The organism is Pseudomonas congelans (genome assembly GCF_900103225.1).
Lineage (GTDB): Bacteria > Pseudomonadota > Gammaproteobacteria > Pseudomonadales > Pseudomonadaceae > Aquipseudomonas > Aquipseudomonas congelans.
The window spans coordinates 657637-678588 of the sequence record NZ_FNJH01000003.1; the positions used below are offsets into that span (position 1 = coordinate 657637).

Sequence of the window (20952 nt, forward strand, 5' to 3'; positions counted from 1 at the left end):
TTGTCCGGCAGGAGTGCTGTACGCAGCACTCCTGCCGACCGGTCACTGGTCGTCGAAAAACCGCTCGTGCCAGTCCACCAGAGGCTGCGGCGAGTTGAGTTTCTGGCCGTAGATCACCGAGTACGACAAGACGTTCTGCACGTACTGACGGGTTTCGTCGAACGGAATGCTCTCTACCCACACATCGAAGGCCAGATGGTTGGCGCCTTTGAGCCATTGGCGTACGCGCCCCGGCCCGGCGTTATAGGCCGCTGAGGCTAGCACACGGTTGCCGTTGAACTGCGCGTGCACTGAGCTCAGGTAGGCGGCGCCCAGCTGAATGTTGGTGTCCGGGTCCAGCACCTGCTGAGGCGAGGCCAGCGGGATGCTGTACTTGCGCGCGGTCTCCTTGGCGGTGGCAGGCATCAGTTGCATCAACCCGCTGGCACCGACGCCCGAGCGGGCATCGTCCATGAAGGCGCTTTCCTGGCGCGTGATGGCGAACACCCAGCTCGAATGCAGGCCACGCACCTTGGCTTCGCGTACCAGGGTGTCGCGGTGCGCCATCGGGAAGCGAATATCCAGGTCGTCCCAGTATTGCGCCTGGCTGATGGTTCGGATTGCCGGGAAATACCATTGCATGTCGTAGGCCAGCTTGGCCTGCGCAACCATCTCGTCACGATTGAACAGACGGCTCACGTGATACCACTCTCGTCGACCATTGACGATCTCGCCGCGGTCATGAAACTCCAGTGCGCGACGCACGCCGGGCGTGTTGCGCACCTTGTTGATCAGTGCCTGGCTCAGCACCAGCGGCTTGTTGTTGAGCTGGTACGGGCTCTGGGTGCGGTCGGCGGCCAGAAACCCATAGAAGTCACGTTCCTTGGCTACATCCTTGTACAGCGCGGCAATCAGCGGGCTATTGGGTTGCGCCAGTTCCAGAGAACGGGCTTCCCAGTAGCGCCAGCGATTGGTGGCTGCGAGGTCCTTGGGCAGTCGGCGCGCGAGCTCATAGGCGTCCTCCCAGCGACCCAGGCGCAGCAGCAGGCGCAGGCGCCATTCGGTCACGGTGTCGTCACGCAATTCAGGGTCGTATTTGGTCATGACCTCCAGCGCGCGGTCGTCATAACGACGTGCCAGGGTCAGACCGATTTCCTTGGCAATCTCGACCTGCTCTTCGCGGGAGAAATGCATGGTCGCGGCATAGCCATCGAGCATCGACAGGGCTTTCTGCGGGTCCTGCTTGGCGAGCCGGCGCAGGCCGAGACCGACCACGTCGGACATCGCTTCGTCTACCGGGGCAAATTGCGACGGATTGTTGACCATCTCCGGTTTCTGCGCGACAGCCAGCAGCAGGCGTCCTTGCGGTGCCAGCGAGTTGAGGCTGTCGACCAGCGTGCTGGCCAGGCTGTAATTGCGCGTCTGCGCCGCCAGCTTGGCGCGCTGCCAGCGCTTCTGTTCAGTCAGCTGGCCAGCGGCCGCCCACTGGGCAAAGAAACCGTCACAGGCGGCGGGTAATGTCTTGCCGGTCATCCAGAGCTTTTCGGCACTGGCGAAGCCTTCGGCGCGTTTGTTGCTGTTCAACTGGTACTGCCCGTACAGGCAGTCCAGCTCGACGAACTTCATCTTCGGGTCGTAATACTTGACGAAGGTCTGCCAGTCGCCACGCTCGGCCAGCCAGCGCAACCAGCGCAGCTTCATCCAGTTGGCTTGCGGCAGGTCGCCGTGTTCGGCAAGAAACTTCTCGATCTCGGGATTGCTTGCCGTTTTCAGGCGCGCTGTCAGTTCGTCGTATTCGAGGTAAGGCTCCAGCGGATAGTCGGCCAGGGCCGTGGCGTACATCTGGTAGGGGCCTGAATCGCCCTTGGCCAGTGCGCGCTTCGCTTCGTCGTAATACTTGCGTTGTTGGTTGAGGTCTACCGCATGAGCAGTCTGGACGGCGGTGGCGGAGAGGAGCAGGCACGATAAAAAGCTGAACAAACGACTGCGCATGAGACTTCCGAGCAGATGAGTCGGTGAAAAGTATTGCTAGCTTAGCCTTTTGCCAGCTCTTGGTGAAAGCATTGCCGACGAGCTTGTCTCATATGGAAATAATTGGCGGTCATAAAGTCTTGTCGAGGCGCGGGGCGGTGCCATGAATGCCGACATCCGCCTGCTATCTCAGGTAGAATGCGCGCCCGGTTTTTGGAGAAGCTCATGACCCTGCTCAAATTCAGCGATGTGTCCCTTGCTTTCGGCGCCATGCCGTTATTGGACAAGGTGTCCTGGCAGATCGCCCGTGGTGAGCGGGTGTGCATCATCGGCCGTAACGGCACAGGCAAATCCAGCATGTTGAAGCTGGTAAAAGGCGTTCAGAAGCCTGATGAAGGCGCCGTCTGGCGCGCGCCAGGCCTCAAGATCGGTGAATTGCCCCAGGAATTGCCGGTAGCCGACGAACGGACCGTGTTCGACGTGGTGGCCGAAGGTCTGGACGGCGTCGGTGCCTTGCTTGCTGAATATCATCACCTGGCACAGAACTGCGTCACCGAGGAAGACCTTAACAAGCTGATGCATGTTCAGCAGGACCTCGAAGCCCGCGATGGCTGGCGCTTGCAGCAGCTGGTCGACAGCACCCTGAGCCGCTTGCAGTTGCCTGCCGACAAGACCCTCGCCGAATTGTCCGGCGGCTGGCGTCGTCGCGTCCTGCTGGCCCAGGCGCTGGTTTCCGAACCGGACCTGCTGCTGCTCGACGAACCGACCAACCACCTGGACATCGGCGCCATCGCCTGGCTTGAAGAAGCCCTCAAGGATTTCCAGGGTGCGGTGTTGTTCATCACGCACGACCGGGCATTCCTGCAAAACCTCGCCACCCGCATTCTCGAACTGGACCGTGGTGGCCTGATCGACTGGAACGGCGATTACGCAAGCTTCCTGGTTCACAAGGAAGCTGCGCTGGCCGCCGAAGAGACCGCCAACGCACTGTTCGACAAGCGTCTGGCTCAGGAAGAAGTCTGGATCCGTCAGGGCATCAAGGCTCGTCGTACCCGTAACGAAGGTCGTGTGCGGGCGCTCAAGGAGCTGCGTGTAGAGCGCAGCGAGCGCCGTGAACGCACCGGCAAGGCCAACATTCAGCTGGACACTGCCGAGAAATCCGGCAAGCAGGTCATGATCCTTGAGAACGTCAGCTTCGCTCATCCGGGCGGGCCGACCCTTATCAAGGACTTTTCCATGGTCCTGCAGCGTGAAGACCGTATCGGTCTGCTCGGTGCCAACGGTACCGGCAAGACCACGCTGCTCAAGCTGATGCTCGACAATCTGCAGCCGACTGCCGGCAAGGTTGAAGTCGGTACGCGTCTGGACGTGGCCTATTTCGACCAGTTGCGTCACCAGCTCGATCTGGAAAAGACCGTGATCGATAACGTTGCCGAAGGTCGTGATTTCATCGATATCGATGGCCAGAGCCGTCATGTCCTGAGCTACCTGGGTGACTTCCTGTTCAGCCCGCAGCGTGCCCGCACACCGGTCAAGGCGCTGTCCGGTGGCGAGCGTGCACGTCTGTTGCTGGCCAAGCTGTTCAGCAAGCCGGCCAACCTGCTGGTACTCGACGAACCGACCAACGACCTGGACGTCGAAACCCTGGAGCTGCTTGAAGAGGTTCTGCTGACCTTCAAGGGCACTGTGCTGATGGTCAGTCACGATCGGGCATTCCTCGACAACGTCGTCACCAGTACTCTGGTGTTCGAAGGCGAAGGCAAGGTTCGCGAGTACGTGGGGGGTTACCAGGACTGGTTGCGTCAGGGCGGTTCGCCGCGTCTGCTGGGCGTCGCCGACACCAAGTCGGGCAAGGCCGAGCTAGCCAGCGCTGTGGTGCAGGCCGCACCGGTTGCCGCTCAGGACATGCCTGTGGCGAAGAAAAAGCTCAGCTACAAGCTTCAGCGCGAGCTGGAGGCGTTGCCTGCGCAGATTGATGAAGTGGAAGGTAAGATGGCCGCGCTGAATGCGGAAATGGCCGAGCCGGGCTTCTATCAGCGCTCGGCAGAGCAGACTGCAGCTGTGCTGGCGCAGCTGGAAAACCTGCAGGCCGAGCTGGACAAGCTGCTGGAGCGTTGGGCCGAGCTGGACGAGTGATCGTCCGGCGCGTTCCTGACATGCAAAAAAGCCCGGGTTAACCGGGCTTTTCGCTGTAGCGGGGCAGCTTACTCGGGCTTCTTGAGGCTCACTGCCAGCACATCACAGGGTGCGCCGTGCAGGACGTCGTTGGCGGTCGAGCCGAGCAGCAGGGCCAGGCCGTGACGGCCATGGCTGCCGACAACGATCAGGTCGCATTCTTCGCTCTTGGCCAGCTTGTGAATTTCCTGGCGGGGCTGGCCGAACACCATGTGGCTTTTGCTGTTCTCCAGTTGCGGATACTTGTCCTCCAGCTTTGCTAGCTTCTCCCTGGCCTGATCGATCTGTTGCTGTTGCAGCTGTGAAAGGTCCATCGGCACGTCGCCGCCGAACGCCATTGCGATCGGTTCGACGATGTGCACGACCGACAATTTTGCCCCGCTGGCCTTGGCCAGCCCGCTGGCGCGACGTATGACCGGGTCACACTCATCGGTGAGGTCGATGGCAACCAGAATGTGTTCGTACGGCATGAGGGTGTCCTCCGGGAGAATGCAATGATGGGAGTATGGCTCTTTCGTTCGCATCTGGGCAGGCCCATGTGCAAGTCATTGTTTTCAAGAATGTTGTAAAGAGCCTGAAATCGGGTGGGGGCAAGAAATATGACGTTCTGGATAGTCCTGTCAATCATTGGTGTGATGCTGAGTCCGCTGGTATGGTTACGTCCCTCACGTCAGCAGAGCGGCAGGATGGCGCTGCGCATGCAGGCGCGGCGCTTGGGCATGGGCATGCAACTGACCCCGCAGGAATGGCCGCACTGGCTGAGCAAGGAGCCGCCCAGTCCTTGCGCGCAGTACCATCGCCCGCGTCTGGGCTCGCATGCAGATGCCTGGGTGTACTGGCAAAGCGAACCGGGCGTGTGGCGCAACCGCTGGCGCGAACCTTGCGAAGACGCAAAGCTGCTGCCTTATCTGCAAACGCTGCCCGTGGATGCCTACAAGGTCGAGGCTGACGGGCAGTTGATTGCGGTGTACTGGGCCGAGCGGGGCGAGGCAGAAGTGTTACAGCGTATTGACGCGGTGCTCAAGGCGCTGGCCTGACCCTGAATCGCAGGCATTAAAAAGCCCGATAACAACATCGGGCCGGGGTTGGCCAGGCAGGCCGATAATTCGTCGCGTGCCGACAGGCTTTCGCCGCCATGTCGGCTTTCGCTGTTGCGCACCCGCAAATCAGCTGCATTGCGAGCCTCTTGTGGCGCAGTGTTGCGACTCTAGACCTTTTGCTCCTTTTTGTCGCGATTCCTGCAAATATTTTTTGCGCGTGCCCTCGTGCGGTGCGTTTCTGGTTGATTTTTTCCTGTACCTATCGAATGTCACGCGGCGTGGCTATCGTCATGCAGATGCCTGCCAGGCCTTGCGTGGCGGCGTATTACAGCGTGCCCCCTGCGGCAGCTGCAGGGCATTCGAATGGCCACTATCATTGGTGCGAATGATGGAGGATCGTAGGTCTACGTGGGCATTATGAAGTCTGCGCATGCTCCTGTTAAAACGACGATTTTCAGACGTTTTGTCGAATTGACAATCGTGTGGTTATGCCTGATGGTGTGCGTACCCAAATCAAACGGGCGTATGAAATGAGCGTTTGGTCGTCAGAGGGCTCTGACAGAATCCCGACTACCACGTCGCGGCGGTAAGCGTGTGATTTGGCGTGTTCATCGACGGCGACGTCGTAGCCCCGTCGGACATTGAGGTCCGGCGGGTATTGTTCAGCTTCCATATTGTGGAGATCAGTTGATGATTTACGAAGGTAAAGCCATCACGGTTAAGGCTCTTGAAAGTGGCATCGTCGAATTGAAATTCGACCTCAAGGGTGAGTCCGTCAACAAGTTCAACCGTCTCACCCTCAATGAGCTCCGTCAGGCAGTCGATGCGGTCAAGGCTGACGCGTCGATCAAGGGCGTGATTGTCACCAGTGGCAAAGATGTATTCATTGTCGGCGCGGATATCACCGAATTCGTCGAAAACTTCAAGTTGCCGGAAGCTGAACTGGTCGCCGGCAATCTGGAAGCGAACAGGATTTTCAGTGATTTCGAAGACCTGAACGTGCCGACTGTCGTGGCAATCAACGGAATCGCGCTGGGCGGCGGTCTGGAAATGTGCCTGGCCGCAGACTATCGAGTCATCGCCAGCAGCGCTCGTGTCGGTCTCCCCGAGGTCAAGCTGGGCCTGTACCCGGGTTTCGGCGGCACCGTGCGTCTGCCACGCATCATCGGCGCTGACAACGCAATCGAGTGGATTGCCTCGGGCAAGGAAAACGCTGCGGAAGATGCTCTCAAGGTCGGTGCCGTGGACGCGGTGGTAGCGCCCGACAAGCTGCAGTCTGCTGCCCTTGATTTGATCCAGCGCGCCATTTCCGGCGAGTTCGATTACAAGGCCAAGCGCCAGCCGAAGCTGGACAAGCTCAAGCTCAATGCCATCGAACAGATGATGGCATTCGAAACCGCCAAGGGCTTCGTCGCAGGTCAGGCCGGCCCGAACTATCCGGCCCCTGTCGAAGCTATCAAGACCATCCAGAAAGCCGCCAACTTCGGTCGTGACAAGGCGCTGGAGATCGAAGCCGCCGGTTTCGTGAAAATGGCCAAGACTTCTGCTGCGCAGAGTCTGATCGGCCTGTTCCTGAACGATCAGGAACTGAAAAAGAAAGCCAAGGGCTACGACAGGATCGCCAAGGACGTGAAGCAGGCTGCCGTACTGGGCGCCGGCATCATGGGCGGCGGCATTGCCTATCAGTCGGCAGTCAAAGGCACGCCGATCCTGATGAAGGATATCCGCGAAGAAGCCATTCAACTGGGTCTGAACGAAGCGTCCAAACTGCTTGGCGGTCGCCTGGAGAAAGGTCGTCTGACCGCTGCGAAGATGGCCGAAGCGCTTAACGCCATTCGTCCTACGCTGTCCTACGGCGATTTCGGCAACGTCGATCTGGTAGTGGAAGCGGTCGTCGAGAACCCCAAGGTCAAGCAGGCGGTATTGGCCGAAGTCGAAGCCAACGTGGGTGAGAACACCATTCTGGCGTCCAACACCTCGACCATTTCGATCAGTCTGCTGGCCCAGGCCCTCAAGCGCCCGGAAAACTTCGTCGGCATGCACTTCTTCAACCCTGTGCACATGATGCCGCTGGTGGAAGTGATCCGTGGCGAGAAGTCCAGTGAAGAAGCAGTCGCCACGACTGTTGCCTATGCCAAGAAAATGGGCAAGAACCCGATCGTGGTCAACGACTGCCCGGGCTTTCTGGTCAACCGCGTGCTGTTCCCGTATTTCGGCGGCTTCGCCAGACTGGTCAGTGCGGGCGTGGATTTTGTGCGCATCGACAAGGTCATGGAGAAATTCGGCTGGCCAATGGGCCCTGCCTACCTGATGGACGTAGTCGGTATCGACACCGGCCACCATGGTCGTGATGTCATGGCCGAAGGCTTCCCTGATCGCATGAAGGACGATCGTCGCTCTGCGATCGACGCGCTGTACGAAGCCAAGCGCCTCGGGCAGAAGAACGGCAAGGGTTTCTACGCCTACGAGACCGACAAGAAAGGCAAGCCCAAGAAGGTCAACGACCCGGCAGTGCTTGACGTGCTCAAGCCGATTGTCTACGAGCAGCGCGAAGTCAGCGATGAAGACATCGTCAACTGGATGATGATCCCGCTTTGCCTGGAAACGGTCCGCTGCCTGGAAGACGGCATTGTCGAAACCGCTGCCGAGGCTGACATGGGCCTGATCTACGGCATCGGCTTCCCTCCGTTCCGTGGCGGCGCGCTGCGCTACATCGATTCCATCGGTGTTGCCGAATTCGTTGCCCTGGCTGACCAATACGCCGAACTGGGTGCCCTGTATCAACCGACCGCGAAGCTGCGTGAGATGGCCGCCAATGGCCAGAGCTTCTTCGGTCAAGCGTCTTCCGAGGAATGAACCAATGAGCCTTAATCCAAGAGACGTCGTGATTGTCGACTTCGGTCGCACCCCGATGGGCCGCTCCAAGGGCGGCATGCACCGCAACACCCGCGCCGAAGATATGTCCGCGCACCTGATCAGCAAATTGCTCGAGCGCAACAACAAGGTTGACCCGGCTGAAGTCGAGGACGTGATCTGGGGCTGCGTCAACCAGACCCTGGAGCAGGGCTGGAACATCGCGCGCATGGCGTCATTGCTGACCCAGATCCCGCACACCTCGGCTGCGCAGACGGTAAGCCGTCTTTGTGGTTCGTCCATGAGCGCACTGCACACCGCTGCTCAGGCAATCATGACCAACAACGGTGACGTATTCGTCATCGGTGGTGTCGAGCACATGGGCCATGTCAGCATGATGCATGGCGTTGACCCTAACCCGCACATGTCCCTGCACGCCGCCAAAGCCTCCGGCATGATGGGCCTGACCGCTGAAATGCTCGGGAAAATGCACGGCATCACCCGCGAGCAGCAGGACGCTTTCGGTCTGCGTTCCCACCAGCTGGCTCACAAGGCGACGCTGGAAGGCAAGTTCAAGGACGAGATCATCCCGATGCAGGGTTATGACGAAAATGGCTTCCTCAAAGTCTTCGACTACGATGAGACCATCCGTCCGGACACTACTCTGGAAAGTCTGGCGGCACTCAAGCCTGCCTTCAATCCAAAAGGTGGCACCGTGACCGCCGGTACGTCCTCGCAGATCACTGACGGTGCGTCGTGCATGATCGTCATGTCGGCCCAGCGTGCCCAGGACCTCGGTATCCAGCCCATGGCGGTGATCCGCTCGATGGCCGTGGCCGGTGTCGACCCCGCAATCATGGGCTATGGTCCGGTTCCGGCGACCCAGAAAGCGCTCAAGCGCGCCGGTCTGAGTATTGCCGATATCGACTTCTTCGAGCTCAACGAAGCCTTCGCTGCACAGGCCCTGCCGGTGTTGAAAGATTTGAAAGTGCTCGACAAGATGAACGAGAAGGTTAACCTGCACGGCGGCGCCATCGCTCTGGGGCATCCTTTCGGGTGTTCCGGTGCACGCATCTCCGGCACTTTGCTCAACGTCATGAAGCAAAATGGCGGCACCTTCGGTGTGTCGACCATGTGTATTGGTCTGGGTCAGGGTATCGCGACCGTTTTCGAACGCGTCTGACTTCCCGAGTGTGATGCGAGCCGGGGCTTGGTGCCCCGGCTTTTGTTTTTTGAAAAAATGGTTTCAGGCAATTTTTTTGGACGTGTTACAAAGGGGACCGCAACATGCAGCTGCAACCAGGGCTCTATCGCCATTACAAGGGCCCGCACTACCGGGTTTTCAGCGTTGCAAAACATTCCGAAACCGAAGAGGAGGTCGTGTTTTATCAGGCTTTGTACGGCGATTTCGGGATGTGGGTACGTCCCTTGGACATGTTTCTCGAGTCGGTCGAGGTTGACGGCGAGCACGTCCCGCGCTTTGCTCTGGTTGAGGCTGAACCCAGCCTGTTTTCCCGAACGTGAGAGGGGATTGCACAACAGGCTGTGCTTGACCTCACCTTGTAGCCACTATATATAGCGTGGCCTTTACAAGCTCCTCACTGTCTTTCATCTAGTATTCAGGAATTTTCTGATCCATGGGCAAATCGCTGGTCATCGTGGAATCCCCGGCTAAGGCCAAGACCATCAACAAGTATTTGGGCAACCAGTACGTGGTGAAGTCGAGTATCGGCCATATCCGAGACCTGCCCACCAGCGGTTCGGCTAGTGCCGCCAAAGATCCTGCCGCCAAGCGTGGCAAGGCTGCTGCGGGCGAAGGCCCGGTACTGACGCCGAAAGAAAAGGCGCAACGCCAGCTGGTCTCACGCATGGGAGTCGATCCGGAACACGGCTGGAAAGCCAAGTACGAGATCCTCCCTGGCAAGGAAAAGGTCATTGAGGAGCTGCGCAAGCTCGCCAAGGATGCCGACATCATCTATCTCGCGACGGACTTGGACCGCGAAGGGGAAGCCATTGCCTGGCACCTGCGCGAAGCCATCGGTGGTGATGACAGCCGCTACAAGCGCGTGGTGTTCAACGAGATCACCAAGAAAGCCATTCAGGAAGCGTTTTCCAAGCCTGGCGAACTGGACATCGCCCGGGTCAACGCCCAGCAGGCGCGCCGCTTCCTCGACCGCGTCGTCGGCTACATGGTCTCGCCGCTGCTCTGGCAGAAAGTTGCCCGAGGCTTGTCCGCCGGACGTGTGCAGTCGGTCGCAGTAAAGCTGGTGGTCGAGCGCGAGCGTGAAATCCGTGCGTTCAACCCTGAAGAGTACTGGGAGATCCACGCCGATCTGGGCACCGCGAAGGGCGCCAATGTGCGTTTCGAAGTGGCGCGGGAAAACGGCGAAGCATTCAAGCCGCTGAATGAAACCCAGGCCATGGCCGCCCTTGAAAAGCTCAAGGCGTCCAGCTATAGCATCGTCAAGCGTGAAGACAAGCCGACCAGCAGCAAGCCATCGGCACCGTTCATCACTTCGACCCTGCAGCAGGCGGCGAGCAATCGTCTGGGCTTCGGCGTAAAGAAAACCATGATGATGGCGCAGCGCTTGTACGAAGCGGGCTACATCACTTACATGCGTACTGACTCGACCAACCTGTCGGCCGACGCAGTCAGTATGGCGCGTGACTACATCGAAACCGAGTTCGGCAAGAAGTACCTGCCGGAGTCGCCCAACGTTTACAGCAGCAAGGAAGGCGCGCAAGAAGCGCACGAAGCGATTCGTCCTTCCGACGTCAACACTCATCCGAGCAAACTGACAGGGATGGAGCGTGACGCCGAGCGTCTTTACGAGTTGATCTGGCGTCAGTTCGTGGCCTGCCAGATGCTGCCTGCGCAATACCTGTCGACCACTGTCACAGTCGCCGCGAGCGATTTCGAACTGCGCGCCAAGGGTCGTATCCTGAAATTCGACGGCTACACCCGTGCGTTGCCACAGATGGCCAAGCCGGGCGATGACGATGTTCTGCCGGACATGGCGCAGGGCGAAACCCTGAAACTGAACAAGCTCGACCCAAGCCAGCACTTCACCAAGCCGCCTGCGCGTTACTCGGAAGCGAGCCTGGTCAAGGAGATGGAAAAGCGTGGCATCGGCCGTCCGTCGACCTACGCAGCGATCATCTCGACCATCCAGGACCGTGGCTACGTGGCGTTGCATAACCGCCGCTTCTACTCGGAAAAGATGGGCGACATCGTCACCGGACGTCTGTCCGAAAGCTTTTCCAACCTGATGGACTACGGCTTTACCGCCGGGATGGAAGAAAACCTCGACGACGTGGCTCAGGGTGAGCGCGACTGGAAAAACGTACTGGACGAGTTTTACGGCGATTTCCGTAAAAAGCTCGACGTGGCCGAGGCTGCCGATGGCGGCATGCGCGCCAACCAGCCGGTGATGACCGATATCCCGTGCAAGGTGTGCGGCCGTCCGATGCAGATCCGTACCGCCTCGACGGGCGTTTTCCTGGGGTGTTCCGGTTACAGCCTGCCGCCCAAGGAGCGCTGCAAGGCGACCGTCAATCTGACTCCCGGCGACGAAATTGCCGACGATGATGAGGGTGAGTCCGAGTCGCGGGTTCTGCGCGGCAAGCATCGCTGCCCGATTTGCAGTACTGCGATGGATGCCTACCTGCTGGATGAGAAGCACAAGCTGCATATCTGTGGCAACAACCCCGATTGCACCGGCTACGAGATCGAGGAAGGCACTTACCGCATCAAGGGCTACGAAGGTCCGAGCTTGGAGTGTGACAAGTGCGGCAGCGAGATGCAGCTCAAGACCGGCCGTTTCGGCAAGTTCTTCGGCTGCACCAACCCGGACTGCAAGAACACCCGCAAACTGCTGAAAAGCGGTGACGCGGCGCCGCCGAAGATGGACCCGGTGAAAATGCCGGAGCTCAAGTGCGACAAGGTTGACGATACCTACATCCTGCGTGATGGTGCTTCGGGTCTGTTCCTGGCCGCCAGCCAGTTCCCGAAGAATCGCGAAACCCGCGCACCGCTGGTCATCGAAATCGCCCCGCACAAGGACGAAATCGATCCCAAGTATCACTTCCTTTGCGAAGCGCCGAAGAAGGATCCGGACGGTCGTCCAGCAGTGATCCGCTACAGCCGCAAGACCAAAGAGCAATACGTCCAGACCGAAGTAGAGGGCAAGCCTACCGGCTGGCGTGCGTTCTACGACGGCAGCGCCTGGAAGGTTGAAGACAAGCGTTGATCGCAAGCGCCCGGCTCAAGAGAGTCGGGCGCTGTTTTCGATAGGCATCCGCCTGTTTCGCCGGACTGTCCAGTCCCCGCAGACTATGCTGTTCTCTATCCCATCGTTGTGGAGAGTGTCGCCATGGCTCATGAGCTCTATACCCGTACAAACCAGAAAATCTATTTCGCAGGGCTCTCCCTCGAAGCGTTGGGGAGGGCGGAGAAGGGGCAGGCGGTGAACTCTCCTGCGTTGTTGCAGGCAGAGCGCGAGTCCGCGCTGTTTCATCTGTATGGTGCGCTGCTGGGCCTGTGCCACGAGATCGCGGGCTACTACCGTCTGCCGCAAGCCGGTACGCGTCGTGCGGAAGAGTTGTTGACGCAGGAAGTGCTGAACGCCATCGCCATTCCCGAAATGGCCGAGCTGGTAGAGCTCGCCCAGAATCGCCAGACGTGGCTTGCGCAATTGCTGGCGGCCTATAACGCGTTGTATGAGCCACCGCGTGCACCGAAAAAGCTCAAGGGTGATGTTACGCAGCCGATGATACAGGCAGTGAACCTGGACGCCGAGCCGGAGTCTGAACTCTCACGTGAAGAGCTAGAAAATTGGCGTCAACAACTCAAAGGGTTGGCCATCCGTTTTCGTGAAGGCCTGAGCGAGTGCTGAAAACCAATGAAGTAAGGGCTGGCAGGCTGTTACAATGCCGGCTTATCGCGGAGTAACTGTACCAATGCCTACCTCTTTCCTGGAAATTGTCGAACTACCTGACGGACGTATCGAGCTGCGTCGTGCCGATGACGAGGGTTCCCTGGTAACGCTTGATTTCTCTGCGGATGCCAAAGCGTTCATGCAAGGTCAGCATGTCGAAGTCGCCAAAGCCATGTTGAGTGTGGGTGTGCAGATGGCTGGCCGCCTGGCTGAAGGCGAAATCGAAAAGGATGATGTGCCACACGTTCTGCACTGATCGACGACTGGGCTTCAGCCCAGCCGGATGTTCAGGCTCTGTGCTTCCCCGATTTTTGCTGCACTGATCAATTGCTGACGCGCTATGGCGCCCAGCGGGTTGATCCAGCTCACCACCGTATGACTACGGCCCAGTCGAAGTGCTTCGCGAGTCAGCTCCAGTACGCTTTGTGCGCCGCGTGGCTGCAGCAGCAGAATCCGCTCCCTGTTGAGTCCCGCATCGCGGAGCCATGTCTGCGTCAGGCTGGATGGCGGTGCGATCAGTGTCAGCCAGCGTGCATCCAGCTCCTCGCTCAGTTCCCTAAGGATGGGCGCAAGAAGATTGAGGCAGTTCCCGGCGGCGCCGCGCAATGACAGTTCACTGAAGGGCTCTGGCTCATCGCTCCACGGCGTTTCGACTGCATCTGTGAGCAGTGGGGCGATGGGCTGCGCCAGAAATGCCTCGAACAACGGCAATTGCGAATGCGGTGCTTGATGGAACTGCATAACGTCTCCTTAGCGGCGAATGACGCCGACGCTCAAACCTTCGATCACCAGTTCCTGATCCTTGAGATCGACCTCGATGGGTGCGAAATCAGGGTTCTCCGCCAGCAGCCAGACCTTGCTGCCTTCACGCTTGAAACGCTTGACGGTCACTTCATCGCCTATCCGGGCCACCACGATCTGGCCGTTGCGGGCCTCGCGTGTGGTGTGCACGGCGAGCAGATCGCCATCCAGAATGCCGACGTCCTTCATGCTCATGCCATGAACGCGCAACAGGTAGTTGGCGCTGGGGTGGAAGAAGGAAGGGTTGATGTTGCAGGACTCTTCGATGTGTTGCTGGGCCAGGATCGGTGCACCTGCTGCAACGCGGCCGATGACTGGCAGGCTGCTGTCATCCGGCCGCGCTTCGAAGCCGGGGATGCGAATGCCGCGTGAAGCGCCCGGAGTCATTTCGATGGCGCCTTTACGGGCCAGGGCCTTGAGGTGTTCTTCCGCCGCGTTGGGCGACTTGAAGCCCAGCTCCTGAGCGATTTCCGCACGTGTCGGCGGGAACCCGTTGTCTTCCAGGCAGCGTTTGATGAAACCCAGGATTTCAGCCTGGCGTGGCGTCAGTTTGATCATGAGGGGCGCTCTGGCTTTTTATACAGTGACTGGGATTATATACAGTGAAGGCGCGTTGGCAATCATCCATTTCATTTTCGTCGCCGGACGGTGGACAACCCAGACAGCGCCTCTCGTCAAAAACCTCGGCAATACTCGCGTTTTGTCATTTAACATCCATTAGCGTGACTGTTCGGCCACAAAATGAACGGCCTGGCTTGACAACCGAGGCGTTTGATACGTATGTTTCAAACGTTCGTTTGTTAGGCAGAGAGCCATGGCCCAGTCGGAAACCGTTGAACGCATTCTTGATGCTGCAGAGCAGTTGTTTGCAGAAAAAGGCTTTGCCGAAACGTCCTTGCGTCTTATCACCAGCAAGGCGTCGGTCAACCTGGCTGCGGTGAATTATCACTTCGGCTCGAAGAAGGCGTTGATTCAGGCCGTGTTCTCGCGTTTTCTGGGACCGTTCTGCATCAGCCTCGATCGCGAACTGGAGCGTCGCCAGGCAAAACCCGAACACAAGCCAAGCCTTGAGGAACTGCTGGAGATTCTCGTCGAGCAGGCACTTGTGGTGCAGCCGCGCAGCGGTAACGACCTGTCGATTTTCATGCGCTTGCTGGGGCTTGCCTTCAGTCAGAGCCAGGGCCACCTGCGCCGCTACCTCGAAGACATGTACGGCAAGGTGTTCCGTCGCTACATGACGCTGGTCAACGAAGCGGCCCCGCGCATTCCGCCCATCGAGCTGTTCTGGCGTGTGCACTTCATGCTCGGTGCTGCCGCGTTCAGCATGTCCGGGATCAAGGCCCTGCGCGCCATTGCCGAGACCGATTTCGGCGTCAATACCTCCATCGAGCAGGTCATGCGCCTGATGGTGCCGTTTCTGGCCGCTGGCATGCGCGCTGACACCGGCGTCAGCGACCCCGCGATGATCGCCGCCCAACTCAGGCCGCGGACCAAAAGCAGCACCAGCACACCTGCGGTCGCCAAGGCCTGAAGCCTCTGCCGTTAATCAGCCTGCTCTGAATCAGGCTGCACCGGCGTGTCGGATTGCGTCGGGCTTCAGGATCAAGCACCATGCCCGGATTGTGAACGAGCACTGGTGTGTAAGGGTTTTTCTATGAGTTCTGGCCTGCAAGGCTCCCTGATGGTCGATGTCGCCGGCACCTGGCTGACCAGCGAAGACCGTCAGTTTTTGCGTCAGCCCGAAGTGGGCGGTTTGATCATCTTTGCCCGAAACATCGAGCATCCCCGTCAGGTTCGTGAGTTGAGTGCGGCTATTCGTGCCGTGCGCCCGGACCTGCTGCTGGCCGTCGATCAGGAGGGCGGCAGGGTGCAGCGTCTGCGTGAGGGTTTCGTACGCTTGCCGCCGATGCGCTCGATCGCCGACAAGCCTGAAGCCGAGCTTCTCGCCGAACACTGTGGCTGGCTGATGGCGACCGAAGTGCTGGCGGTCGGGCTGGACCTGAGTTTTGCCCCGGTACTGGACCTCGACTACCAGCGCAGCGCTGTGGTCGGCACGCGTTCGTTCGAAGGCGATCCGCAGCGCGCGGCGTTGCTGGCAGGGGCGTTCATTCGTGGGATGAACGCTGCCGGCATGGCTGCCACCGGCAAGCATTTCCCTGGCCACGGCTGGGCTGAGGCCGACTCTCATGTGGCTATCCCGAATGACGAACGCAGCCTGGAAGAGATCCGCGCCAGTGATCTGGTGCCGTTTGCACGCCTGAGTCAACAGCTGGCCGCAGTGATGCCAGCTCATGTCATTTACCCGAAAGTCGATTCGCAGCCCGCCGGCTTTTCAAAGCGCTGGTTGCAGGACATTCTGCGCGACGAACTGCAATTTGACGGTGTTATTTTCAGTGACGACCTGTCGATGGCCGGCGCTCATGTCGTCGGCGATGCGGCCAGCCGTATCGAGGCGGCGCTGACAGCCGGATGCGATATGGGCCTGATGTGCAACGACCGGGCGGCCGCAGAGCTTGCGCTTGGCGCTGCGCAGCGCTTGAAGGTCAAGCCTTCGCCACGTATCGCGCGCATGCGCGGTCAGGCGTCTGCCAGTACCGACTATCGGCAACACCCGCGCTGGCAGGCCGCGCTCCAGGCTCTGCGTGCTGCTCAACTGATCGATTAAGGATGTGCGATGACTGTTTACGCGATTATTGGCGGTACTGGCCTGACCCAGCTCGAGGGCCTGAACATTCGGCAATCCCTGCCGATGAACACCCCTTATGGCGCACCTTCCGGGGAAATCCAGATCGGCGACTATGCCGGTCGCGAAGTGATGTTTCTGGCGCGCCACGGCCACCCGCACCGCTTGCCGCCGCATCAGGTCAACTACCGGGCCAATATCTGGGCACTGAAGCAGGCGGGTGCCGAAGCGATTCTTGCGGTCAACGCAGTCGGTGGCATTCATCCCGCCATGGGCACCGGGCATTTCTGTGTGCCGCATGATCTGGTCGACTACACCAGCGGTCGTCAGCACACGTTCTTCGCCGATGACCTGGAAGAGGTCACGCACATCGACTTCAGCTATCCGTACAGCGAACCGCTGCGTGCCCGGCTGATTGCGGCGTTGGTCGCCGAGGGATGCGCGTTCTCCGACCGTGGCGTCTATGCCTGTACTCAGGGACCGCGTCTGGAAACTGTTGCCGAAATCATCCGCCTCGAGCGTGATGGTTGCGACATTGTCGGCATGACCGGCATGCCCGAGGCCGCGCTGGCTCGAGAGCTGGAACTTGAATACGCCTGCCTGGCGCTGGTGGTCAACCCGGCAGCGGGCAAGTCGACGACCGTCATTACCATGGCGGAAATCGAACAGGCCCTGCGCGAGGGGATGGGCAAGGTGAAGGCCACGCTTGCCCGGGTTCTTTCGGCGTCCTGAGTTACAGCATGCGCTTGAGGGTGTTGTCCTTGCGCACAAGATGGTGCCAGAGCGCGGCGAGCACATGCAGGCCGATGACATAGTAGAAGATCGAGCCCAGCAACTTGTGCACGTCTTCGAACGTCTCGGCCAGGCGGTCCGAGGTGGCCAGCGGCCAGGGAATCTGCAGGTCGGTAAGAGGGATGGGCAGCGCGCCTTTTTCCACCATCACCGTCAACAGCCCCAGTAGAGGCTGGGCAAACAGGAACGCATACAGCGCGTAATGGGTGACGGTTGCGACGATGCGCAACGCCCCTTCAAGCGGCGGTGTAATGCCGGGCGGACGATGACGTCGACGCTCGGCGACACGGAAAAACGCCATGATCAGAATCAGAATGCCGACCCAGAAGTGGCTCTGCACAACCAGCAACCGATATTCCGAGCCCTTGCCGAACTGAGTGCGGCTCAGAATCAGGGTGTACGCCAGCACGATCAGAATGGCCATGAGCCAGTGCAGCCATCTGGCCCGGGCGGTGTAGCGTTGAGAAGTCGATGCATCCACGGTTGGATTCCTTGTCTCTTTTTTTGCAGGGCTGGTAGACAGCTTAGGCTGTCGATCAGGCGCCTGCGTTTCATGTTGGTCTGATTTTTTTCGCGTGCCTCTCCGGCCACTGAATATGGCAAATACATAGCACGTGAGATACGCGACGGAACCTGTGCCCACGGGTGGCTTCATATGCCGTGAATATTCACCCGGGAGCAAGTCTTGACCAGTGCCAATCCGCCTGTCGGCCCAGCAACACCAGTGTCCGCCAGTGTTTCATTGAATGTACTGACCATGAACATGCACATGGGCTTTGGCATTTTCAATCGCCGCTTCATTCTGCCGGAGCTGCGTGAAGCTGTGCGCACTGTATCGGCCGATATCGTGTTTCTTCAGGAAGTACACGGCGAACATCAGAGCCACGCGCGCAGGGTCAAGGACTGGCCGACGATTTCGCAGTACGAGTTTCTCGCCGACAGCATGTGGAGTGATTTTGCCTACGGCCGCAACGCGGTGTATCCGGATGGCGATCATGGCAACGCGTTGCTCTCCAAATACCCGATCATCCAGCATGAAAACCTCGACATTTCCATTCATGGCACCGAGCAGCGCGGCTTGTTGCACTGCATTCTCGAGGTGCCACACGCAGGTCGGGTGCATGCGGTCTGTGTGCATCTGGGATTGCGTGAAAGCCATCGGCGTCAGCAACTCAAACTGCTTAACGAGCTGATGGCGCGTATTCCCGAGGGCGAGCCGGTCATCGTTGCCGGTGACTTCAATGACTGGCGCCAGCGCGCCGATGAGTCGCTCCAGGGGAGCGGGCTGCACGAGGTTTTCGTAGAGCGCTTCGGGGCACCGGCGAAAAGCTTTCCGGCCCGTTGGCCATTGCTCCGCCTGGACCGGATCTATGTCCGCAATGCAACGTCGCATCGGCCGAAAGTACTGTCCAGCCGACCGTGGTCCCACCTTTCCGATCATGCACCGCTGGCGGTGGAGTTGACCTTATGAGCAATACGACAGGGCAGTGGCGTGACGGCAACTCGGTAGAGTTGCTGATCAATGGCGAGGATTTCTACGCCCGGGTATTCGAGTGCATACGTGCCGCGCGCAAGGAAGTGCTGATAGAGACCTTCATTATTTTTGAAGACCGGATCGGCGAGAGCCTGCAACAGGCGTTGCTCGAAGCCGCCGCAAATGGCGCGAAAGTCGTCGTCACGGTGGATGACTACGGCACCTCGGACCTGAGCTCGACGTTTGTCAAAACCATGATCGACGCCGGTATCCAGATTCAGCTGTTCGATCCGCGTCCCCGGTTCATGGGCATGCGCACCAACCTGTTCCGCCGCCTGCACCGCAAGGTGGTGGTGATTGACGGCGAGCTGGGCTTTATCGGTGGCATCAATTACAGCGTCGATCATATGACCGACACCGGTCTGACGGCCAAACAGGATTACGCCGTTCTGGTACGCGGGCCGATTGTTGGCGATATTCACCACAGCGCGATGAACATGCTCAGCAAGGTCGTTCGTGACAAGTTGCCGCCCATTGCACTCAAGCTGGACCGCGCCGGTGACGCCAGCATGCTGCTCGCCGAGCGCGATAATGACGAGCACAGCACTGATATCGAAGAGCAGTACCTTGAGGCGATTCGCGCTGCGAAGCAACGCATCACCCTGGCCAATGCGTATTTCTACCCCAGCTACCGCTTTCTGCGTGAGCTGCGTAATGCCTCACGGCGGGGCGTCAAGGTCACCCTGATCCTGCAAGGCCAGCCCGACATGCCGTTCGTGCGGGTCTGCTCACGACTGACTTACACCTACCTGCTGCGCGACGGCGTGGTCATTCATGAATACAAGCAACGTGCATTGCACGGCAAGGTCGCGCTGATCGACCAGGACTGGTCCACCGTGGGCTCCAGCAATCTAGACCCGCTGAGCCTCGCACTGAACCTGGAAGCCAACCTGTTCATTCGTGATCGCGCGCTCAATGAGCATCTGCAAAGTCATCTGATGGAGCTTGCCGCTGCGCACAGCAAGCAGATGAGCCTCAAGGGTGCGGCGCGTGGCCAGTGGTGGCGTGCGCCAATGATCGTATTGAGTTTCTTCTTCCTGCGCCGTTTCCCGGCCATTGCCGGTTTGTTCCCGGTTCACGGTGTGCGCCTCAAGCCCCTGCGCGCCGGTGACGTAGTGCCCGAAGCGAAAGTGATCGAACAGCAGCAGAATAACCATCCGATGGACCAGGAGAAAACCCTATGACCCAAGCCATGCATGCAGCGCCGCAAAGTGCGCAGGGAACCAGGTGGAAATGGGCAAAGCGGGTATTCAACCTGTTTTTCTTCATCGCCGTACCGGTTCTGTTGTTTCTGCTGGTCAAGAACCTTGACTGGCAAGAGGTGAAACAGGCGTTGGCGTCCTACAAGGCCAGCACCCTGGCCATCGCTGCGGTGGTGGCCTTTGCGAGCTATGCGACCTACTGCTGCTTTGACGTGTTGGCGCGTTATTACACCCGGCACAAATTGTCGATCAAGCAGATCGTGCCGGTGACATTCGTCTGCTACGCGTTCAACCTCAATCTCAGTTCCTGGGTCGGCGGCATTGCCCTGCGTTACCGCTTGTATTCGCGACTGGGGCTCGATGTTTCGACCATCACGCGGATACTCAGCCTCAGCCTGATTACCAACTGGCTGGGTTACATGCTGCTGGCCGGTTTTGTGTTTTCGATGCGCTTTCTGGAGTTGCCCAAGGAGTGGTCGATCGGCACCACGACCCTGCAACTGATCGGCTTTGGACTGTTGGCAGTGTGTTTTGCCTACCTGCTGGCCTGCCGGTTTTCCAAAAAACGCTCATGGACCATTCGTGATCAGGAATTCAATCTGCCGACGCTGAAGCAGGCCCTGATGCAGGCCAGTCTGGGGGCACTGAACTGGTCGTTGATGGCTGCGGTGATTTATACCCTGCTGCCGGACAAGGCGTTCTATCCGGCGATTCTCGGCGTACTGCTGATCAGCAGCATTGCCGGTGTGATCACTCACATTCCAGCGGGCCTCGGCGTGCTTGAGACAGTGTTCATCACCTTGCTGGCGCACCAGTTCTCCAAGGGCAGCCTGCTCGCAGCACTGATCGGCTACCGCGCGATCTACTTCCTGCTGCCGCTGCTGCTGGCACTGGTGGTGTATCTGGTGCTGGAAAAACGCGCGAAGAAAATGGGCGAGAAAAACCAGCAGCGGATGGGCGAGGAGGCCAAGTCCTGAGGGCTCAG

Annotated in this window: 19 protein-coding genes; 14 read left to right on the forward strand and 5 right to left on the reverse strand. The window is 59.2% G+C overall.

Annotated features, from left to right (window positions below; all coding sequences use genetic code 11):
* Positions 1-42 precede the first annotated feature (42 nt).
* Positions 43-1971, reverse strand: coding sequence for a transglycosylase SLT domain-containing protein (locus BLR20_RS14375; protein WP_003412171.1), 1929 nt, complete (start codon positions 1969-1971; stop codon positions 43-45).
* 204 nt (positions 1972-2175) lie between these two features.
* On the opposite strand from BLR20_RS14375, the gene BLR20_RS14380 reads away from it, so the two are divergent.
* Complete coding sequence (locus tag BLR20_RS14380) at positions 2176-4086, forward strand: ATP-binding cassette domain-containing protein (RefSeq protein WP_010430843.1); 1911 nt, start codon at positions 2176-2178, stop codon at positions 4084-4086.
* 68 nt (positions 4087-4154) lie between these two features.
* On the opposite strand, the gene BLR20_RS14385 is transcribed toward BLR20_RS14380, so the two are convergent.
* Entirely contained in the window at positions 4155-4595 is a 441-nt protein-coding gene (locus BLR20_RS14385) for a universal stress protein (protein ID WP_054992601.1), read from the reverse strand.
* Between the two features lie 129 nt (positions 4596-4724).
* Here BLR20_RS14385 and BLR20_RS14390 point away from each other — a divergent pair, with 129 nt between their 5' ends.
* From BLR20_RS14390 to BLR20_RS14435, 7 genes are all read left to right on the forward strand, one after another.
* The gene (locus tag BLR20_RS14390; protein ID WP_032611597.1) at positions 4725-5162 is read left to right on the forward strand and encodes a hypothetical protein; all 438 of its coding nucleotides are present in this window, start codon (positions 4725-4727) and stop codon (positions 5160-5162) included.
* 693 nt (positions 5163-5855) lie between these two features.
* On the forward strand, positions 5856-8021 hold the full coding sequence (gene fadB, locus BLR20_RS14410; protein WP_054992602.1) for a fatty acid oxidation complex subunit alpha FadB: 2166 nt from the start codon (positions 5856-5858) through the stop codon (positions 8019-8021).
* 4 nt (positions 8022-8025) lie between these two features.
* Positions 8026-9201: an acetyl-CoA C-acyltransferase FadA gene (gene fadA, locus BLR20_RS14415; protein WP_003370497.1), complete on the forward strand. Its 1176-nt coding sequence runs from the start codon at positions 8026-8028 to the stop codon at positions 9199-9201.
* Positions 9202-9305: 104 nt separating this feature from the next.
* A complete protein-coding gene (locus BLR20_RS14420; RefSeq protein WP_010430827.1) occupies positions 9306-9542 on the forward strand; it encodes a DUF1653 domain-containing protein in 237 nt (78 codons plus the stop codon).
* 113 nt (positions 9543-9655) lie between these two features.
* Positions 9656-12268, forward strand: a complete 2613-nt coding sequence (topA, locus tag BLR20_RS14425; protein WP_046269261.1) for a type I DNA topoisomerase — start codon at positions 9656-9658, stop codon at positions 12266-12268.
* A 123-nt stretch (positions 12269-12391) separates the two neighbouring features.
* Positions 12392-12913 (forward strand): DUF6586 family protein, encoded by a 522-nt coding sequence (locus BLR20_RS14430; RefSeq protein ID WP_054992603.1) that lies wholly within the window; start codon positions 12392-12394, stop codon positions 12911-12913.
* A 64-nt stretch (positions 12914-12977) separates the two neighbouring features.
* Positions 12978-13211: a hypothetical protein gene (locus BLR20_RS14435; RefSeq protein WP_003315798.1), complete on the forward strand. Its 234-nt coding sequence runs from the start codon at positions 12978-12980 to the stop codon at positions 13209-13211.
* 14 nt (positions 13212-13225) lie between these two features.
* Here BLR20_RS14435 and sulA read toward each other — a convergent pair whose 3' ends face one another.
* Both sulA and lexA read right to left on the reverse strand, forming a co-directional pair.
* The gene (gene sulA, locus BLR20_RS14440) at positions 13226-13696 is read right to left on the reverse strand and encodes an SOS-induced cell division inhibitor SulA (RefSeq protein WP_010430818.1); all 471 of its coding nucleotides are present in this window, start codon (positions 13694-13696) and stop codon (positions 13226-13228) included.
* A 9-nt stretch (positions 13697-13705) separates the two neighbouring features.
* A complete protein-coding gene (lexA, locus tag BLR20_RS14445) occupies positions 13706-14314 on the reverse strand; it encodes a transcriptional repressor LexA (protein WP_003315796.1) in 609 nt (202 codons plus the stop codon).
* 256 nt (positions 14315-14570) lie between these two features.
* Here lexA and psrA point away from each other — a divergent pair, with 256 nt between their 5' ends.
* From psrA to BLR20_RS14465, 3 genes are all read left to right on the forward strand, one after another.
* Positions 14571-15287: a transcriptional regulator PsrA gene (psrA, locus tag BLR20_RS14455; protein ID WP_003403692.1), complete on the forward strand. Its 717-nt coding sequence runs from the start codon at positions 14571-14573 to the stop codon at positions 15285-15287.
* 123 nt (positions 15288-15410) lie between these two features.
* Positions 15411-16421, forward strand: a complete 1011-nt coding sequence (gene nagZ, locus BLR20_RS14460; RefSeq protein ID WP_054992604.1) for a beta-N-acetylhexosaminidase — start codon at positions 15411-15413, stop codon at positions 16419-16421.
* 9 nt (positions 16422-16430) lie between these two features.
* The gene (locus tag BLR20_RS14465) at positions 16431-17171 is read left to right on the forward strand and encodes an S-methyl-5'-thioinosine phosphorylase (protein ID WP_054992605.1); all 741 of its coding nucleotides are present in this window, start codon (positions 16431-16433) and stop codon (positions 17169-17171) included.
* A gap of 1 nt (position 17172) precedes the next feature.
* On the opposite strand, the gene BLR20_RS14470 is transcribed toward BLR20_RS14465, so the two are convergent.
* Complete coding sequence (locus tag BLR20_RS14470) at positions 17173-17712, reverse strand: cytochrome b (protein ID WP_054992606.1); 540 nt, start codon at positions 17710-17712, stop codon at positions 17173-17175.
* 204 nt (positions 17713-17916) lie between these two features.
* On the opposite strand from BLR20_RS14470, the gene BLR20_RS14475 reads away from it, so the two are divergent.
* From BLR20_RS14475 to BLR20_RS14485, 3 genes are read left to right on the forward strand one after another with little or no spacing between them, the layout of a single operon-like run.
* On the forward strand, positions 17917-18702 hold the full coding sequence (locus BLR20_RS14475) for an endonuclease/exonuclease/phosphatase family protein (RefSeq protein ID WP_025990935.1): 786 nt from the start codon (positions 17917-17919) through the stop codon (positions 18700-18702).
* A complete protein-coding gene (clsB, locus tag BLR20_RS14480; RefSeq protein ID WP_054992607.1) occupies positions 18699-19949 on the forward strand; it encodes a cardiolipin synthase ClsB in 1251 nt (416 codons plus the stop codon). Before BLR20_RS14475 ends, clsB begins: the two co-directional genes overlap by 4 nt.
* On the forward strand, positions 19946-20944 hold the full coding sequence (locus BLR20_RS14485) for a lysylphosphatidylglycerol synthase domain-containing protein (RefSeq protein WP_054992608.1): 999 nt from the start codon (positions 19946-19948) through the stop codon (positions 20942-20944). The genes clsB and BLR20_RS14485 overlap by 4 nt, the downstream gene beginning before the upstream one ends.
* Positions 20945-20952 lie beyond the last annotated feature (8 nt).

Coding starts and splice junctions, on each gene's coding strand:
- topA (WP_046269261.1), top strand. CDS start 9,656: ATGGGCAAATCGCTGGTCATCGTGGAATCCCCGGCTAAGGCCAAGACC.
- BLR20_RS14420 (WP_010430827.1), top strand. CDS start 9,306: ATGCAGCTGCAACCAGGGCTCTATCGCCATTACAAGGGCCCGCACTAC.
- psrA (WP_003403692.1), top strand. CDS start 14,571: ATGGCCCAGTCGGAAACCGTTGAACGCATTCTTGATGCTGCAGAGCAG.
- clsB (WP_054992607.1), top strand. CDS start 18,699: ATGAGCAATACGACAGGGCAGTGGCGTGACGGCAACTCGGTAGAGTTG.
- BLR20_RS14465 (WP_054992605.1), top strand. CDS start 16,431: ATGACTGTTTACGCGATTATTGGCGGTACTGGCCTGACCCAGCTCGAG.
- BLR20_RS14385 (WP_054992601.1), bottom strand. CDS start 4,595: ATGCCGTACGAACACATTCTGGTTGCCATCGACCTCACCGATGAGTGT.
- BLR20_RS14430 (WP_054992603.1), top strand. CDS start 12,392: ATGGCTCATGAGCTCTATACCCGTACAAACCAGAAAATCTATTTCGCA.
- BLR20_RS14375 (WP_003412171.1), bottom strand. CDS start 1,971: ATGCGCAGTCGTTTGTTCAGCTTTTTATCGTGCCTGCTCCTCTCCGCC.
- BLR20_RS14380 (WP_010430843.1), top strand. CDS start 2,176: ATGACCCTGCTCAAATTCAGCGATGTGTCCCTTGCTTTCGGCGCCATG.
- lexA (WP_003315796.1), bottom strand. CDS start 14,314: ATGATCAAACTGACGCCACGCCAGGCTGAAATCCTGGGTTTCATCAAA.
- sulA (WP_010430818.1), bottom strand. CDS start 13,696: ATGCAGTTCCATCAAGCACCGCATTCGCAATTGCCGTTGTTCGAGGCA.
- BLR20_RS14435 (WP_003315798.1), top strand. CDS start 12,978: ATGCCTACCTCTTTCCTGGAAATTGTCGAACTACCTGACGGACGTATC.
- BLR20_RS14390 (WP_032611597.1), top strand. CDS start 4,725: ATGACGTTCTGGATAGTCCTGTCAATCATTGGTGTGATGCTGAGTCCG.
- nagZ (WP_054992604.1), top strand. CDS start 15,411: ATGAGTTCTGGCCTGCAAGGCTCCCTGATGGTCGATGTCGCCGGCACC.
- fadA (WP_003370497.1), top strand. CDS start 8,026: ATGAGCCTTAATCCAAGAGACGTCGTGATTGTCGACTTCGGTCGCACC.
- BLR20_RS14485 (WP_054992608.1), top strand. CDS start 19,946: ATGACCCAAGCCATGCATGCAGCGCCGCAAAGTGCGCAGGGAACCAGG.
- fadB (WP_054992602.1), top strand. CDS start 5,856: ATGATTTACGAAGGTAAAGCCATCACGGTTAAGGCTCTTGAAAGTGGC.